The organism is Streptomyces sp. S465, assembly GCF_026898115.1.
In the GTDB taxonomy this organism is placed as follows: Bacteria; Actinomycetota; Actinomycetes; order Streptomycetales; family Streptomycetaceae; genus Streptomyces; species Streptomyces luomodiensis.
In genome coordinates this window covers 5,681,148-5,696,647 of the sequence record NZ_CP114036.1, presented here as the reverse complement: position 1 = coordinate 5,696,647, position 15,500 = coordinate 5,681,148, and the positions used below count along the sequence as shown (strand labels likewise).

The following is a 15,500-nucleotide window of genomic DNA, read 5'->3' as shown; positions in this document are numbered from 1 at the left end:
GCCGTCGAGCCGGATCGGTGCCGGCCGAAGAGGAGATGAGAAACGGATGAGTACCAGGCAGGACTGGCGAGACGCGACGATCACCGAATTGTTCGAGGAACAGGTCCGGCGCCGCCCCGGTGCGACGGCCCTGCGCTTTCGGGACGAAGACCTGACGTACCAGCAGCTCGATGAGCGCGCGACCCGGCTCGCACACCGGTTGCGGGCGCTCGGCGTCGGCCCGGAGAGCGTGGTCGGGGTGTGTGTCGAGCGCTCCTTCGAGATGGTGATCGCCCTGGTCGGCATCGTGAAGGCGGGCGGGGCGTATCTGCCGGTGCACCCGGGGGAGCCGGCGGAGCGGTTCCGGCACATGCTGGAGAAGTCGGGCGCCCGGGTACTGCTCACCCACCAGCCGGTGATCGACCAGCTGCCCGAGGTCGACGCGACCGTGATCAACCTCGATCAGGCGGCGGACGGACCGGCGGCCGGCACCGACCCGGTGTCTGCCGGTATCACCGCCGAGAGCCTGGCGTATGTGTGCTACACCTCCGGCTCGACCGGGCTGCCCAAGGCCGTGGCGGTGCCGCACCGCGGCGTGACCAGGCTGGTGAGCAACGGTGACTACGCCGAGTTCGGCCCCGACGAGACGTGGCTGCAACTGTGCCAGCTGACGTTCGACCCCTCCGTCTTCGAGATCTGGGGAGCGCTGCTGCACGGTGGCCGGCTGGTCATCTACCCGCCCGGCACGCTGTCGCTGTCGGAGCTGGCCGACTGCCTGGACCGGGAGGAGATCACCACGCTCTGGCTGACCACCGGGCTCTTCCACCGCATGGTCGACAGCCATCTGAGGTCTCTGCGCGGGCTGCGCCAGCTGCTCGCCGGCGGCGATGTGCTCTCCCCCGCGCATATCAACACCGTCCACCGCACCTATCCGGACCTGCGGCTGGTCAACGGGTACGGACCGACCGAGAACACCTGCTTCACCACCTGCCACACGATCACCGAGCCGGTCGGCGACACGGTGCCGATCGGCCGGGCCATCACCGACACCAACGTATACGTCCTGGACGAGAAGCTGCGGCCGGTCCCGGACGGCGAATGGGGTCTGCTCTACACCTCGGGCACCGGGCTCGCCCGGGGCTACCTGGGGCAGCCGGGGCTCACCTCGGAGCGCTTCGTACCGGACCCGTTCCGGCCCGGCGAGCGGATGTACGGCATCGGTGACGTGGCCCGCCGCCGCGCCGACGGGGTGATCGAATTCCGTGGCCGCCTCGACGACCAGGTCAAGGTCGGCGGCTACCGGATCGAGCTGGGCGAGATCGTGTCCGTGCTGACCGGCCAGCCGGGCGTCAAGGAAGCCGTCGTGGTGGTCCGCGAGGACGTCGTGCCGGGCGAGAAGTCCCTGGTCGCCTATGTGGTGCCGCACGATGACGACGACAGCCTGCTGGGCGAGCTGCGCCTCGCGCTGCACCAGAAGCTGCCCCGGCACGCCGTTCCGGCCGCGATCGTGCTGCTGGACTCCTTCCCGCTGACCCGGAACGGCAAGATCGACCGGCGGTCGCTGCCGGCGCCGGCGCTGTCGCCACGCGATGTGGACACCGAGTACGAGGAGCCGCGTACCGAGGTCGAGGAGCTGCTGGCCGACCTGTGGTCGACCGTGCTGGCGGTCCAGAAGGTCGGCATCCACGACGACTTCTTCGACATCGGGGGGAACTCCCTGATCGCCGCCGACCTGCTCGGCCAGATCCGGCGCGCGCTGTCGGTCGACGTCCCCGCCGCCCAGCTGTTCTTCGAGAACGCGACGGTGGCCGGGCTGGCCGAGATGGTCGACCGCAAGGCCGCCCCCCAGGCCTCGCAGGCCGGGGACGAGAAGTGGCCGACCGTGACCTTGGACGCTCCCGACACCGTCCACCGGGGAGACCTGGTGCACCAGAGCAGTGAAGGAGACAACCGATGAGGCTGACCCGGCCGACCGGAACCGAGCCCATCGACCTGGCCCACTTCGACCTGGTGGACCCCGCGCTGCACGGGGAGGGTGATCCGCACGCGATCTGGCACGCCATGCGCGAGCGCGAGCCGGTGCCCTGGCAGCAGGTCACGCCGAAGCTGGGCTTCTGGTCCGCGACGAAGTTCGACGATGTCGCGCGGGTGCTGCGCGACCACCACGTCTTCACCTCCGAGCACGGCACCCTGCTGAACCTGCTCGGCAAGAAGGACCCGGCCAGCCGGCGCCAGCTGCCGGCGACGGACCCGCCCCGGCACACCAGGATGCGCTCCCCGATCCAGCGGGCGCTCAACGCGAAGGTGCTGGACCGGCACCGCCCGCTGATCCGCAACGAGATCAAGTACCTCTTCGGCGACATCGTCGACGGGGAACCGTTCGACTTCGCCGAGCTCACCGGCAAGCTGCCGATGGCGGTCACCGGCACGCTGATGGGCCTGGACCGCGAGCACTGGCCGCGGCTGACCTATCTGACCAGCCAGGCCATCGCCCCGGACGACCCGGAGTTCATCACCCCGGCCGGCTCCCGGGGGACCCTGCAACTCGCGCACCGGCAGCTGTTCGCCACCTTCGAGGAGGCGATGGCGCAGCGCAAGGGCGACGGCAACGGTGACCTGATCGACGTCCTGCGCACCATGGACTTCGAGGACGGGCGGAAGCTCCAGCCCGGCGAGATCGTGTCGAACTGCTACAGCCTGCTGCTGGGCGCCAACGTCACCACGCCCCATGTGCCGAACGGCGCCATGATCGAGCTGCTCGAGAACGGCGGGTACGACGACTGGGCCACCCACCCGGAGCTGCTGGAGAGCGGCATCGAGGAGGCGCTGCGCTGGACGTCGCCGGCCACCCACTTCATGCGCTACGCGAAGCAGGACGTCACGCTCAGCGGCGTGACGATCCGCACGGGCGAGCCGATCGTCGCCTGGCTGGGGTCGGCCAACCGGGACGTCGACGTCTTCCCCGACCCCTACACGTTCGACATCCGGCGCAACGCCAAGCGTCACCTCGCCTTCGGCATCGGGCCGCACTTCTGCGTCGGGCACGCCGTGGCCCGGCTGACGCTTCAGGAGTTCTTCACCGAGCTGTTCGACCAGTTCGAGAAGTTCGAGCAGGTCGGCGAGGCGGAGCACCTGCACTCCAACTTCATCGCCGGCGTCAAGCACCTGCCGCTTGTCGCGACCAGGCGTCGTCGGTGACGACGACACGACCAGGGATGTGCGAGGCACCATGACGACGATGACCCCAGCGTTCACCCGGTTCCGGAGCGAGCGCCTCACTCCGGAGAGCCAGGTCGCCTCGATCCTGGGCGACCCCGGGTTCGGCAGATACGTCACCGACCACATGGTGACGATCGACTTCGACCGCGAACGAGGCTGGCACAACGCGGCGGTCCGGCCGCACGAACCGCTCGTGCTGTCCCCGTGCGCCTCCGTACTCCATTACGGGCAGGCCATCTTCGAGGGGCTGAAGGCGTTCCGGCAGCCCGACGGATCGATCGCCTGCTTCCGCCCCGAGGCCAACGCGCGGCGGTTCCGCGCCTCGGCGCGGCGGCTGGCGATGCCGGAGCTGCCCGAGGAGCTGTTCCTGCACTCGCTGACCGAACTGGTCACGCTCGACGAGCGGTGGGTCCCCTCCGGACGCGGGCAGTCGCTGTACCTGCGGCCGCTGCTGATCGCCACATCGACCAACCTGACCGTCGGAGCGGGGACCGCGTACCAGTACGTGCTGGTCGCGTTGCCGGCCGGGTCCTACTTCAGCGGGGGCCTGAAGCCGGTCAGCGTATGGCTGTCGCAGGAGTACATCCGGGCGGCGCCCGGCGGCACCGGTGCGGCCAAGTGCGCCGGGAACTACGCCGGAACGCTGGTCGCCCAGGCACAGGCCGCGGAGAAGGGCTGCGACCAGGTCGTCTGGCTGGACGCCGCGGAACGCCGCTGGGTCGAGGAGATGGGCGGGATGAACATCTTCTTCGTCTTCGGCTCCGGGCGTGACGCCCGGCTGGTGACCCCGGAGCTGAGCGGCTCGCTGCTGCCCGGCGTCACCCGGGACTCGCTGCTGCGGCTGGCCGCCGACCTCGGCTACGGCATCGAGGAACGGCGCATATCGGTGGACGAGTGGGAGGCGGCGGCGGTCTCGGGAGAGCTGACCGAGGTCTTCGCCTGCGGCACCGCGGCCGCGATCACCCCGGTGGGCACGGTCCGCCATGCCACCGGCGGGTTCGCCATCAACGGCAACGAGCCCGGCCCGCTCACGCTGCGGCTGCGTCAACACCTGACCGACCTCCAGGAAGGAGTGGCCGACGACCCGTACGGCTGGATGCACCACATCGCCTGAAAAGCGGTGTGAAAAGCAGTGCCCCACGTGAACCGCCCCGGGCAGGGTGGGCATCGACGAGCCCGGGGCGGTTCACGTGGGGAGACAGAGGGTCACACCACGCAGGGTCGGTTCAGTGCGCGGCGGACGCCGACGCCGTCAGATCGCGCTCGAACTCCGCGAGCAGCGCCGCCGGAGCGCCGAGGAACTCGAAGTGACCGCCCTCCAGGAGGGTGTAGCGGCAGTCCTCGGACGTCTCCTTCCAGCCGCCCATCAGGTCCATCGGGATCTCGGGGTCGTCGTCCCAGCCGATCGCGGTGATGCCGACGGGCAGGGTGAACCGCTCCTCGACCACATAGCGCTTGTTCGCGTCGATGTCCTGGATCAGCAGGTCCAGGCCCATCTCGACCAGTTCGGGGGTCGGCACCCCACCGAGGCTGACGATCATCTTGCGCAGTTCCTCGCCGAGGCCCTCGGAGTCCAGCCCCAGCAGTCGGCCGTACGGTCCGTCATGCGGGGCGACCTGCGAGGACACAAACACCCGCCGCGGCGTCGGCAGACCGGCCGCGGCCAGCTGCCGGGCCACCTCGACACCGGGCAGCGCACCGCCGCAGTGCCCGAAAAAGCCGAACGGCCGGTCGAAGTAGGGCAGCAGCTCCTCGATGAAGGACGCGGCCAGCGCCTCGTAGGTCCGGTAGTGCGGTTCGCGTATCCGGTTCTGCCGGGCCGGCGGCTGCACCAGACACACCTCGATCGACCCGATCCGGCGCGGCCACCGGCTGTACATCGACGCGCTACAGCCCGAGTACGGGAAACAGAACAGCCGTGCCTCCGCCTCCGGATCGGGCATTCGGGACAGCCACGCCGGCTTCTTGGGGCGCCGCGGCCGCGGGTTCGTCACGGGTTCGGCAATGTGCTCGCTCATCAGGCTCCTTCGGCCCAGCCATGCCACAGGCTGAGGTCGGCGATGTGTGACCGGGGTACGGACGCGGCCGGCCGGATCAGCTCCGCGGCGACCGGCATCGCCGGGCGGAACGATTCCGATGCGAGGATCCGGCGGTGCAGTTCCCGTAAGGCGGGGGTGGGTTCGAGGCCCAGCTCGGTTTTCAGCACGCGCCTGGCGTCCTGGTAGGCGGCCAGCGCGTCGGCGCGTCTGCCCAGTCCGAACAGTGCCAGGATCAGCACTTCCCACAGCTTCTCGCGCAACGGCTGGGTGGCCACCGCCATCTTCAGGATCGGTACGGCCTTGGCGTGCTCGCCGAGGCTGATCGCCACGGTCGCGAACTCCTCGACCGCGTCGAAGCGAAGCTGTTGCAGGCGTTCCCGCTCATCGGAGAAGTAGCTGGTGTAGGTGCCGGCGATGGGCACACCACGCCAGAGCTGGAGGCATGCGTAGTAGTGGTCCAGCGCTTCGTCCAGCCGGTCCTCCGCCCGAGCCCGCCGGGCGTCGGCCAGGAGCTGCTGGAACAGATGGGTGTCGATCGTCGCCCCGTGCAACGTCAGCTGGTAACCGCCGTTGCAGGTGCGGATCGCGAGCCGGTCGGCCCCGACGACGTCCGTCATCCGGTGCCGGAGCCGGTAGATGTAGGTGCGGACCGTGCCCTCGGCGGCCGACGGTGCCTTGTCGTCCCATAGAGCCCGCACGGCGGTTTCACCGGTGATCGGCTCGCCCAGGCGCAACAGGAGCACCGCGAGCATCGCACGTTGCTGAGGTGGCCCGATGTCGATCTCCTCTCCACCGAACCAGGCGCGAACCGGCCCGAGCAGCGAGAACCGTAGGTCACTCACTGATGTGCACCATCCTTGTGTTCCATGGCTGTCTGTTGTTGCTGATGTCCCGGGGGGCCGCCTGGCCACCGCCCAGCGGCTTGTCCGCGGAGGTCCACGATGGGGTGCCGCACGACGGCCGCCATCCGCATCGGCCGGGGTTTCAGGTGGTCCACCGCGGCGCGTCTCACGCAGCTGGGCGGTGCCGGGAGGTGTGGGCGGGTGCCGGGGTACGGGCCGGGCGCGGGCCCGCCTGGGCAGGCCGGCCGCCATGCGCGGCCGGCGGATCATCTGAGATGTGACTGGTATTCGTCTGCGAACCGGCTGCGAACCGGCTGCGAACCGGCTGCCGATTCGCGTGTACTTCGTCTGCCGCTTCGTCTGCGATTCGTCTGCGGAAAGGTGCGGATTGCTCTCTGCTCGACGGTCTCCTCCGGAGCCTCCGGGTGGCTCAGTCCCAGCCGGTGGTGTCGGTGCCGCTGTAGACGGCCTCGGACGTCGCGACCTGGGCACGGGGCTGGTGGCTGTCCTGAGCGGTGGCCAGCACGGCGGCCGAGCCGATCGAGGCGGTGGAGACGACCATCGCCACCAGGGTCTTCGCGATCTTGATGCGGGTAGAGGTCATGTCCCGTCACTCCCTTGGCGCAGTGTTAGAACAGAGTGGAAGGCGAATTCGCACTGGCACGTTTCCGTGCTGACGCATTCAGCTTCGCCTCTCCAGCGATCAGTTGTCAGCTGTCATCGCTGGCCTGATCGGGCAGTTGCATAGACCGTCCACCGTCCCCCGAGCTCTCGTTGATCAGATGGTTGAAGAAGTCCGCGACCAGGGCGACGGAACAGCTCAGGATGCGCGCACCGTCCCACGCCGATTCCCCGGCAAGGGTGCGAATGGTGACGTCGAGGGCGGTGGTCTCGGCTGCCACGACGCTCTCCGCGACCAGGAACAGCCCGACCACCACCAGGCCCGGCTCATCGGAATGCACGCTCGCGTGCTCGACTTTCTCACTGGATAAGGCACGGTCGATGAAGCAGCGATGTGGCTGCTCAGGCAGGACGAAACCCGCGGGCGTGCCCATGCGCACGTGTACCAGATACATCGAACAAGCGTCCAAGCCAGACAGACGGGGCACTAGAGGGCAAAGGTCGCAGGTTTAGGCCATGGCCGGAACCGTCCACCTTTCGCAGATGGCTCACCGGGCCTTTGATACGCACCTAAACCCGTTAGTACAGTGTTGAGCGGTCGTATCCAGAACACCCACCGTAAAGGCTTTTCCCGTCCCGCGTTGCCCTTTCCGTTTGGCCGCACCGACTCGGCAATGGACGGTATGGACGCCATGGACGGCATGAACGGCATGGACGGCAGCCGTGGCTCGGTAATCGAGGGCAGCGGGCAGAATGGACGGGTGAGCGTTTCCACGGACCTGGCCGCCCGGCACGAGCCCCGGCTGCCGTCGCCGGTGCGGGACGTGCCCGACGCATGGCTGGCCGAGCGGGGCGTGGAGCTGCGGCTGAAGCGGGATGACCTCATTCACCCGCTGGTACCCGGCAACAAATGGCGCAAGCTCATTCCCAATGTGCGCGCGGCCGCCGAACGGGGACATACCCGGCTGCTCACCTTCGGCGGGGCGTACTCCAACCACATCCGTGCGGTGGCGGCGGCGGGCGCCGCGTACGGGCTGTCGACGGTCGGGATCATCCGGGGCGACGAACTGGCGGACGCGCCCCGCAACTGGTCGCTGGCGCGGGCCGAGGAGTCCGGCATGGAGCTGGCCTTCGTGACCCGGTCGGCCTATCGCGAGACGCTCCGCGCCCTGAGCCAGGACGACCCTCGCCCCCTGCGGGAACTCCAGGAGCGCTGGGGGCGGTGCTGGGTGCTGCCGGAGGGCGGTACGAACGTGCCCGCGGCGCGCGGGGCCGCCGAGGTCGGCGCGGAGCTGCCCGATCTGGGGGCGCGCGACATCGTCTGCTGCGCCGTCGGCACCGGCGGCACCCTGGCCGGTATCGCGGCCGGCCTCCCGGCCGGGGCCGGTGCGCTGGGGATCGCGGTGCTGAAGGGGGGCGCCGGATACCTGGACACCGAGGTCGCGCGACTGCACCAGCGGGGGTGGGGCCGGACGTTCGACAACTGGCGGATCGAACACGGCTACCACGGCGGCGGGTACGGACGGGTCCCGGCGGAGCTGGAGGCGTTCGCGGCCCGGTTCGAGGAGCGGCACGGGGTGCGGGTGGAGCGACGGTACGTGGCGAAGATGCTGTGGGCCCTCTACGACCTGGCGGAACGGGGCGCCCTGCCCCGGGGCAGCCGGGTCACGGCGGTGATCACCGGCCCACCAGACCCGGAGAACGCCCCGGCGCAGCCCGGCACCTGACCCACGACCGCGACACCGCCGCCACAACGGTCACACGCGCCCGTGCCCCGCACCGGCCACCCGCCCGCCCGCGGCCCACGCCGCTCACCCACGCCCGGTGCCCGCACTCTTGGCGCGCGCCCGTTGTCCGCGCCGGTGACCCACGCCAGTCACCCACACCCGGGGCCCGCACGCGCCACCCGCGCCCGTCGTCCGCACCCGTCACCCGCGCCCGGGGCCCGCACGCGCACGTCCGCGCACGTCGTCCGCACCGGTCACCCACGCCCGGGACCCGCGCTGTTGGCGCGCGCCCGTGGCACGCACCGCTCACCCACGCCAGTCACCCACACCCGGGGCCCGCACCCGTCACCCACACCCGGGGCCCGCGCTCTCGCGCGCGCCCGTCGTCCGCACCGGTCACCCACGCCCGGGACCCGCACCCGGGACCCGCGGCCGTCGTCCGTGGCCCCCGCCCGTCACCCACGCCGGTCACCCACGCCCGTGGCACGCACCGCTCACCCACGCCAGTCACCCACACCCGGGGCCCGCACGCGCCACCCGCGCCCGTCGTCCGCGCCGGTCACCCACGTCCGTGGCACGCGCCGGTCATCGCCCGCGCCCGCCACCCATGCCCGGACCCGCGGTCATCGCCCGCGCCAGTCCCCCACCCCGGGGGCCCCGCCCGTCGCCCGCGCCGCGCGTTGTCGCGCGGGCGGGCGCGCGGGGTGCGGGGCCGGGCGACAACAAGATCAGGCGGACGGCCGGGGCGAGGGGGCGCGGGGCCGGGCGGGCCGGGCTAAGCCGAGCGGGGCGGGCCTAGCCGGGGGCGGCGGGGGTGGTCAGTCGGGGGTGCGGAGGCGTATGACCGTTGTCGCGGCGTGGCGGACCGTGCTCTCCTGGCGGACCTCGACCGTCAGGTCCGGATCGATGGGGCGGTAGGCGATCTCGACGCCCACCCGGTCCGGCGCGGTGGGGAGTTGCGCGGGCGGCGGCTGGGATTCGGGCAGGTCGCGCAGGGCCGTGGCGAGCTGGGCGCGGACGTCCGGGGCCAGCGGTGCGGAGATCACGGGGGCGTCGTCGCCGGGGAGCACCAGCGCCAGGGCGCGCGGTCGGAGCCGGGGGCCGACGACGCCGACGACGACGGCGTCACGGGTCTCCGAATGGCGCAGCTTCCGCCAGTGGCGGCCCGGCCGGTAGGGCTGGTCCAGGTCCTTGATGACCAGGCCCTCGACGCCGATCTCCGGAAGCGCCTCGTACCAGGCGGTGGCGGTCTCCGGGTCGGTGGTCATCGGAACGGCCTGAAGCGGTGGGCCGAGCGGTTCGAGGAGCGCCATCAGCCGGGCGCGGCGCAGCGCGTAAGGAAGCGGCCGCAGGTCCTCCGTGCCGATCGCCAGCAGGTCGAAGGCGGCGTAGGAGGCGGGCAGCTCACGGGCGAGCCGGCCCGCCCGGGACTCGGACGCGGCGAAGGCGCGCTTCTGGACGGCGGCGAAGTCGGTACGGCCGCCGGTCCACACCACCACCTCGCCGTCGAGGACGGTGCCGGGCGGAAGGGGCCGCGCGGCGGCCGCCAGGTCGGGGAAGGCGCGGGTGACGATGCGGCCGGAGCGGGCCTGCATCCTGACGGCGTCCTCCAGCCGGAAGATCAGCAGCCGGTGCCCGTCGAACTTCGGCTCGTAGGCCAGCCGCCGGCCGGGCGGGGCGGTCGGCAGGGTGGGGACGACGCGGGCCAGCGCCACGTCCACGGGTGGCCGAAGGGGCAGCTCACGGGGGGTCATCGGCCGGCCGCACCCTCGTCGTCGCCTTCGCCGTCGCCGTCATCCTCGAAGTCGTCACCGCTGCCGGCGCCCGTCGGCAGCGGGCGCGCCCTCGCCAGGTCCAGCAGCGGGGCGAGCAGATCCCCGTGGCGGTCGAGCCGCCCGGGGATGTCGTCGATCAGGAAGGACAGCTCCGCGGGATCGCGGCACTCCTCGACCTCCTCCCAGGTGACGGGCGTGGAGACGGCCGGTTCGGGGCGGGCGCGGGGGGTGTACGGCGCGGCGGTGGTCTTCGCGGCGGCGTTCTGGCTGAAGTCCACGTACACCTTTCCCGGCCGCAGCGAGCGGGTCATCTTGCGCACGACCAGGTCCGGCATGGCGCGGGCGGCCTCCTGGGCCAGCCGTCTGGCGTAGGCGGTGGTCTGCCGGGAGGCGGTCGGCGCCACCGGCACCAGCAGATGCAGCCCCTTGGAGCCGCTGGTCTTGGCGTAGGCGGTGAGGCCGTCGGCGCGCAACCGCTCGCGCAGCCATACGGCGACGGCGCGGCAGTCCACGATCGTGGCGGGCGGCCCGGGGTCGAGGTCGAAGACGAGCCGGTCGGCGACGCCCACCCCCGCGTCGACGCGCCACATCGGGGCGTGGAACTCCACCACCAGGTTGGCCGCCCACATCAGCGAGGGCAGGTCCTGGACCAGCACCTGCCGCGCGGTCTCCCCTTCATGGCGGGTGACCTCGGCGGTCGTCACCCAGGAGGGCGTGCCCGGGGGCGGGTTCTTGGTGAAGAACCGCTGGCCGTCGGGGCCGTCCGGGTACCGCAGGAACGCCAGCAGCCGTCCGCGCAGATGGCCGAGGAGCGGGTCCGCGGTGGACGCCAGGTAGTGCAGCAGCTCGCCCTTGGTGGTGCCGGTGGCCGGATGGATGACCTTGTCGAGGTTCTTGAGCGCGATCCGCCGCCCCTCCACCTCCGCGATCGGAGACATACGATAAGAATCTCACGAAAGGGATCAAGTATGCGATCTATCTGGAATAGGAACATTTCGTTCGGTCTAGTGAGCATTCCGGTCAAGATGTATTCGGCGACCGAGGACCACTCCATCTCGTTCCGGCAGATCCACACTCGCGACGGCGGCCGCGTCCGCTATCGCAAGGTCTGTGAGCTCGAGGACGAGCCGGTCGACGCGAGCGAGATCGGGCGGGCGTACGAGGACGCGGACGGCGCGCTGATCCCGATCACCGACGAGGACCTCGCGGCCCTGCCGCTGCCCACGACCCACACCCTGGAGATCGAGGCGTTCATCTCCGCCTCGGAGATCGATCCGCTCCAGATGGGCGACGCCTACTACCTGGGCACCGGCGGCGCCGCCGCGGCCAAGCCGTACACCCTGCTGCGCGAGGCGCTCAAGCGCAGCGAGAAGGTCGCCATCGCCAAATACGCCCACCGCGGCCGCGAGCGGCTGGGCATGCTCCGCGTCGTGGGCGACACCCTCGCGCTGCACCGGCTGCTCTGGCCGGACGAGGTGCGCGAGTCCACGGGGGTGGCCCCCAAGGAGAAGGTGACCGTGAAGCCTGCCGAACTGGACCTCGCCGACACCCTGATGGCGACGCTCGGCGAGGTGGACCTGGACGACCTGCACGACGAGTACCACGAGGCGCTGGAATCCCTGGTGGCGGCGAAGATGTCCGGCGCCGCCCCCACCGCCGAGCCCGGCGAGCGGCCCACGGGCGCGCAGGTGGTCGACCTGATGGCGGCGCTCCAGGAGAGCGTCCGCAGCGCCCGGCGGACCCGGGGCGAGGAGGCCGGTGAGGAGACCGGGGAGGAGGGCGCGGAGCGCGAGGAGGCGACGGTCACCCATCTGCGCGGCCGCAAGAAGGCCCCGGCGAAAAAGGCTCCCGCGAAGAAGGCCCCCGCCGCCAGGAAGAAGGCGGCGGGGACGAGGAAGAGCGGGACGAAGACCGCCGAGGAGAAGCCCGCGGAGAAGGCGGCGGGGACCACCGGGAAGAAGACCGGCACGAAGCAGGCGGCACCCAAGAAGACCACGGCCGCGAAGACCACAGCCAAGAAGACCACAGCCGCGAAGACCCCAGCCAAGAAGACCACAGCCGCGAAGACCCCAGCCAAGAAGACCGCCGCCAAGAAGCAGACGGGCAAGCGAGGCACCCGCACCGCCTCCTGACCCGAGCGCGCCCTCCGCGCCCGCGCCACAGCGCCTCACGGCGGGGCCCGGCGCCGTGCGCCTCAGCGGAAGGCGGCCACGTGGTCCCGCGCCCACCGCGCGAACGTACGCCCGGGGCGGCCCGTGACGCGCTCGGTCTCCGGGGAGATCTCGGCGTGCCGGACGCGCCGGAGTTCCGCGAGCGCTACGCGGACCAGCTGCGCCGGATCGTCCGCCGCCTCGCGCCGTAGCCCCGGCCCCGCCGCGCTACTCCGTCACCCCGTCGATCTGGAACGTCTGCACCGACTTCGCGGCGAACGGCACGCTCAGCCGCTTGCCGTCGAGCGCCGTGTCCTGACGCGCGGTGTAGAGATCGCCGGTGCCCGAGGTCTGGGTGGACCAGCGCGGCACCAGCCCGCCCGCGCCCCCGGTGACCTGGCCGAAGCGGGACAGGTCGAAGGTGAGCGTCTGGGCGGCCCCGGGGTTGACGGCGACGAGGACCAGCCGGCGCGCGGCCGGGTCGTACGCGGCGACCGCGTGGTCCGAGCCGGTCTCCAGGATGCGCATCCCGGGGCGGATGTGGCGGGTGAACTGGGCGAGTACGTAGTACTTGGTCTGCACCGCGCCGGGCTGGGCGGTGTCCGGGTCGTAGTGGATCAGCGCCCAGCCGGCGCTGGGGTCCATGACCTGCCAGTGACACCACGCGGTGGGGTGCAGCCAGCGGAAGTCCAGGCAGAGGTTGGTGGCCAGGGTCAGACCGGTGCCGTCGCTGTCGCCGGTCTCGGAGTTCCACAGCTTCTTGCCGGCCGCGCGCACATCCGCGTACAGCAGGTCGCGGCGGCCGCCCGAGCCCTGGTAGCCGTGCACATTGACCTGGTCGACCAGGGCGCGGGTGGCCGCGTCGAAGGAGCCCCAGGTGGTGCGGGCCAGGTCGTAGCTGGTCTCGTCCGACGCCGAGATCCGGGTGCCGGTCAGCCCGCGCGTGTTGAGCTCGGTGCGCAGATGGCCGAGGACGGTGCGCTGGACCGCCGCGTCGACATGGCAGCCCTCCTGGGTCCCGTCCGCCTTCCACCAGGCGGAGGACGGCTCGTTGAACGCCTCGACGGTGGCGAAGCGGACGCCCCAGTGGTCCTGGGCGTAGCGGGCGGTGGTGGCGAGGTAGAGCGCGAACTGCCGGTAGTTCCAGGACTGGAGGTTGTTGCCGCCGTCCGCCGCGCCGGACGGGTTGTGGTTGAGACACATCCACCACATGGGCGCATTGGAGAACAGCTCGCCGACGGCGCCCCGCTGAACGGCCTTGACCAGCGCCGCCCGCTGGACCGCATCGGCGTTCCAGTGCCAGGCCGAGGAGGCCGGGTCCTCGCTGTTCCAGTCGTGCCAGTAACCCTCGATCTGCTTGAACCGGGGGATGTTGGGCGAGGCCACCATGGACTCGCCGGCCACGCTGGTCCAGGAGCAGCCGCCGAGGTTGTAGCGGGCGATGGAGAGCCCGAGGCCGGGCAGCGACCGGCCGCCGTAGCCCACCGCCTTGGTGGTGAAGAACAGGTCGGCGAAGTCGTCCCGCCCACCGAAGACATTGGCCCACCAGGCGAGCGAGGTGCCCCAGCCCTCCCACGCCCCGTGCTCGGTGCCGGGGTCGACCGCGATGGTCTCGTCGGCCCATGCGGTGCCGGTGGTGAGCGCGGTGCCGAGCAGGGTGGTGCCCGCCGCCGTCAGAAGTGTCCTTCGTCGCATCATCAGTCCCCTCCGCCGCCCCGGTCCCCGTCGCTTACGAAGCGTCGGGGCACAGGCGGGCGTTGTCGAGAGGTATGACAGCGCTTTCTACGGCGGGCGGGCGGTGTTTGGGCTCAGATCCCGGGCGCGGCGACGCGGGTGAAGACGACGCTGTTGCTGGTGCCGCCGGGCGTGGTGACCCGCACGTTCACCGGCCCGGCGGGGCCGGAGGGCGCGGTGGCGGTGACCCAGCTGTCGGAGACGACGGTGAAGGGGGCGGGTGTGGAACCGAAGAGCACCGAGCTGGTCGTGGTGAGACCGCTGCCGAAGAGCGTGACCGTGGTCCCCGCGGTGAGCGGACCCCCGGTGGGGGACAGACCGGTGAGGACGGGAACGGCCACGTACGCGTACGGAACGCCGTTGCTGGTGCCGCCCGGCGTCACCACCGTGATCTGCACCGTGCCGCTGCCCGGCGGCGCCACCGCCGTGATCTGCGTGTCGGAGACCACCGTGAACGACGAGGCGCTGACCGCCCCGAACCGGACCGCCGTCGCCCCCAACAGATGGGTGCCGGTCAACGTCACCGTCGTACCGCCGGACGTCGGCCCCTGGACGGGCGAGGCGCCGGTGAGGGAGGGGACACCGACGTAGAAGTACGTCACCCCATTGCTCGTGCCGCCCGGCCCGGTCACCGTGATCTGCACCGGCCCGGCGGTCCCCGGCGGGGCGACGGCGTTGATCTGGGTGGCCGAGACGGCGGTGAACGACGAAGCGGGCACGGAACCGAAGGTGACGGCGGTGACGCCGGTAAGGCCGCTACCGGTGAGCGTCACCGAGTTCCCGCCGCCGACCGGCCCCTGCCCCGGCGACACGGCCGACAGCACCGGAACCGGCGCCGTCACATAGGTGAACGCCACCCCGTTGCTGGTCCCACCCGGCGTCACCACCGTGACCTGCACCGTGCCGCTGCCCGGCGGCGCCACCGCCGTGATCTGCGTGGCCGACACGACCGTGAACGACGAAGCGCTGACCGCCCCGAACCGAACCGCCGTCGCCCCCAACAGATTGCCGCCGGTCAACGTCACCGTCGTACCACCGGAAGCCGGCCCCTGAGCGGGCGAAACCCCGGTCAGAGAGGGAACGGGAGTGGCGGTATAGCTGTACGCCACCCCGTTGCTGGTCCCGCCCGGCGTCGTCACCGTGATCAGCACGGTGCCACTGCCCGGCGGCGCCACCGCCGTGATCCGCGTGGCGGAGACCACTGTGAACGACGAGGCGAGCGTCGGGCCGAAGCGGACCGCCGTCGCCTGGGTGAAGTTGCTCCCGGTCAGGGTGACCAGGGTCCCGCCGCCGGGGGAACCGGCGGCGGGACTCACCGAGCTGATCGCAGGAGGGGACGCCACGGCCGTCGCGGGACCGGTGCCCGTACCTGTGGCTTGAGGGGTGCTCAAGGTCGGATCTCCTTTACGGCGGG

14 protein-coding genes are annotated in these 15,500 nt (G+C 71.4%); 6 read left to right on the top strand and 8 right to left on the bottom strand.

Features of this window, described 5'->3' with window-relative positions:
- Positions 1-46 precede the first annotated feature (46 nt).
- The 3 genes from N6H00_RS23950 to N6H00_RS23940 are packed head-to-tail and all read left to right on the top strand — an operon-like array spanning position 47 to position 4,312.
- On the top strand, positions 47-1,936 hold the full coding sequence (locus N6H00_RS23950; protein ID WP_268973891.1) for a non-ribosomal peptide synthetase: 1,890 nt from the start codon (positions 47-49) through the stop codon (positions 1,934-1,936).
- A complete protein-coding gene (locus N6H00_RS23945; protein ID WP_268973890.1) occupies positions 1,933-3,177 on the top strand; it encodes a cytochrome P450 in 1,245 nt (414 codons plus the stop codon). Before N6H00_RS23950 ends, N6H00_RS23945 begins: the two co-directional genes overlap by 4 nt.
- Before the next feature lie 31 nt (positions 3,178-3,208).
- Complete coding sequence (locus N6H00_RS23940; RefSeq protein WP_443073021.1) at positions 3,209-4,312, top strand: branched-chain amino acid aminotransferase; 1,104 nt, start codon at positions 3,209-3,211, stop codon at positions 4,310-4,312.
- 112 nt (positions 4,313-4,424) lie between these two features.
- On the opposite strand, the gene N6H00_RS23935 is transcribed toward N6H00_RS23940, so the two are convergent.
- The 4 genes from N6H00_RS23935 to N6H00_RS23920 all read right to left on the bottom strand — a co-directional run bounded on the left by N6H00_RS23935 (position 4,425) and on the right by N6H00_RS23920 (position 7,155).
- Positions 4,425-5,216, bottom strand: a complete 792-nt coding sequence (locus N6H00_RS23935) for a thioesterase II family protein (RefSeq protein ID WP_268973888.1) — start codon at positions 5,214-5,216, stop codon at positions 4,425-4,427.
- Positions 5,216-6,079 (bottom strand): AfsR/SARP family transcriptional regulator, encoded by an 864-nt coding sequence (locus N6H00_RS23930; RefSeq protein WP_268973887.1) that lies wholly within the window; start codon positions 6,077-6,079, stop codon positions 5,216-5,218. The genes N6H00_RS23935 and N6H00_RS23930 overlap by 1 nt, the downstream gene beginning before the upstream one ends.
- Positions 6,080-6,509: 430 nt before the next feature.
- Positions 6,510-6,683, bottom strand: a complete 174-nt coding sequence (locus N6H00_RS23925) for a hypothetical protein (RefSeq protein ID WP_268973886.1) — start codon at positions 6,681-6,683, stop codon at positions 6,510-6,512.
- A 106-nt stretch (positions 6,684-6,789) separates the two neighbouring features.
- Entirely contained in the window at positions 6,790-7,155 is a 366-nt protein-coding gene (locus N6H00_RS23920) for a hypothetical protein (RefSeq protein WP_268973885.1), read from the bottom strand.
- Between the two features lie 219 nt (positions 7,156-7,374).
- On the opposite strand from N6H00_RS23920, the gene N6H00_RS23915 reads away from it, so the two are divergent.
- The gene (locus N6H00_RS23915; RefSeq protein ID WP_268973884.1) at positions 7,375-8,427 is read left to right on the top strand and encodes a 1-aminocyclopropane-1-carboxylate deaminase/D-cysteine desulfhydrase; all 1,053 of its coding nucleotides are present in this window, start codon (positions 7,375-7,377) and stop codon (positions 8,425-8,427) included.
- Positions 8,428-9,245: 818 nt separating this feature from the next.
- Here N6H00_RS23915 and N6H00_RS23910 read toward each other — a convergent pair.
- Together N6H00_RS23910 and ligD are read right to left on the bottom strand one after the other, a co-directional pair.
- Positions 9,246-10,181 (bottom strand): ATP-dependent DNA ligase, encoded by a 936-nt coding sequence (locus N6H00_RS23910; protein WP_268973883.1) that lies wholly within the window; start codon positions 10,179-10,181, stop codon positions 9,246-9,248.
- Positions 10,178-11,140: a non-homologous end-joining DNA ligase gene (gene ligD / locus N6H00_RS23905; RefSeq protein ID WP_268973882.1), complete on the bottom strand. Its 963-nt coding sequence runs from the start codon at positions 11,138-11,140 to the stop codon at positions 10,178-10,180. Before ligD ends, N6H00_RS23910 begins: the two co-directional genes overlap by 4 nt.
- Before the next feature lie 30 nt (positions 11,141-11,170).
- On the opposite strand from ligD, the gene ku reads away from it, so the two are divergent.
- Both ku and N6H00_RS23895 read left to right on the top strand, forming a co-directional pair.
- A complete protein-coding gene (gene ku / locus N6H00_RS23900; protein WP_268973881.1) occupies positions 11,171-12,334 on the top strand; it encodes a non-homologous end joining protein Ku in 1,164 nt (387 codons plus the stop codon).
- Between the two features lie 80 nt (positions 12,335-12,414).
- The gene (locus N6H00_RS23895; RefSeq protein ID WP_268973880.1) at positions 12,415-12,564 is read left to right on the top strand and encodes a hypothetical protein; all 150 of its coding nucleotides are present in this window, start codon (positions 12,415-12,417) and stop codon (positions 12,562-12,564) included.
- A 16-nt stretch (positions 12,565-12,580) separates the two neighbouring features.
- On the opposite strand, the gene N6H00_RS23890 is transcribed toward N6H00_RS23895, so the two are convergent.
- Positions 12,581-14,050 (bottom strand): glycoside hydrolase, encoded by a 1,470-nt coding sequence (locus N6H00_RS23890; protein ID WP_268973879.1) that lies wholly within the window; start codon positions 14,048-14,050, stop codon positions 12,581-12,583.
- 110 nt (positions 14,051-14,160) lie between these two features.
- Positions 14,161-15,477 carry an IPT/TIG domain-containing protein gene (locus tag N6H00_RS23885; protein WP_268973878.1) on the bottom strand — a complete coding sequence of 439 codons (1,317 nt, stop codon included), beginning with the start codon at positions 15,475-15,477 and terminating at the stop codon, positions 14,161-14,163.
- Between the last annotated feature and the right edge of the window lie 23 nt (positions 15,478-15,500).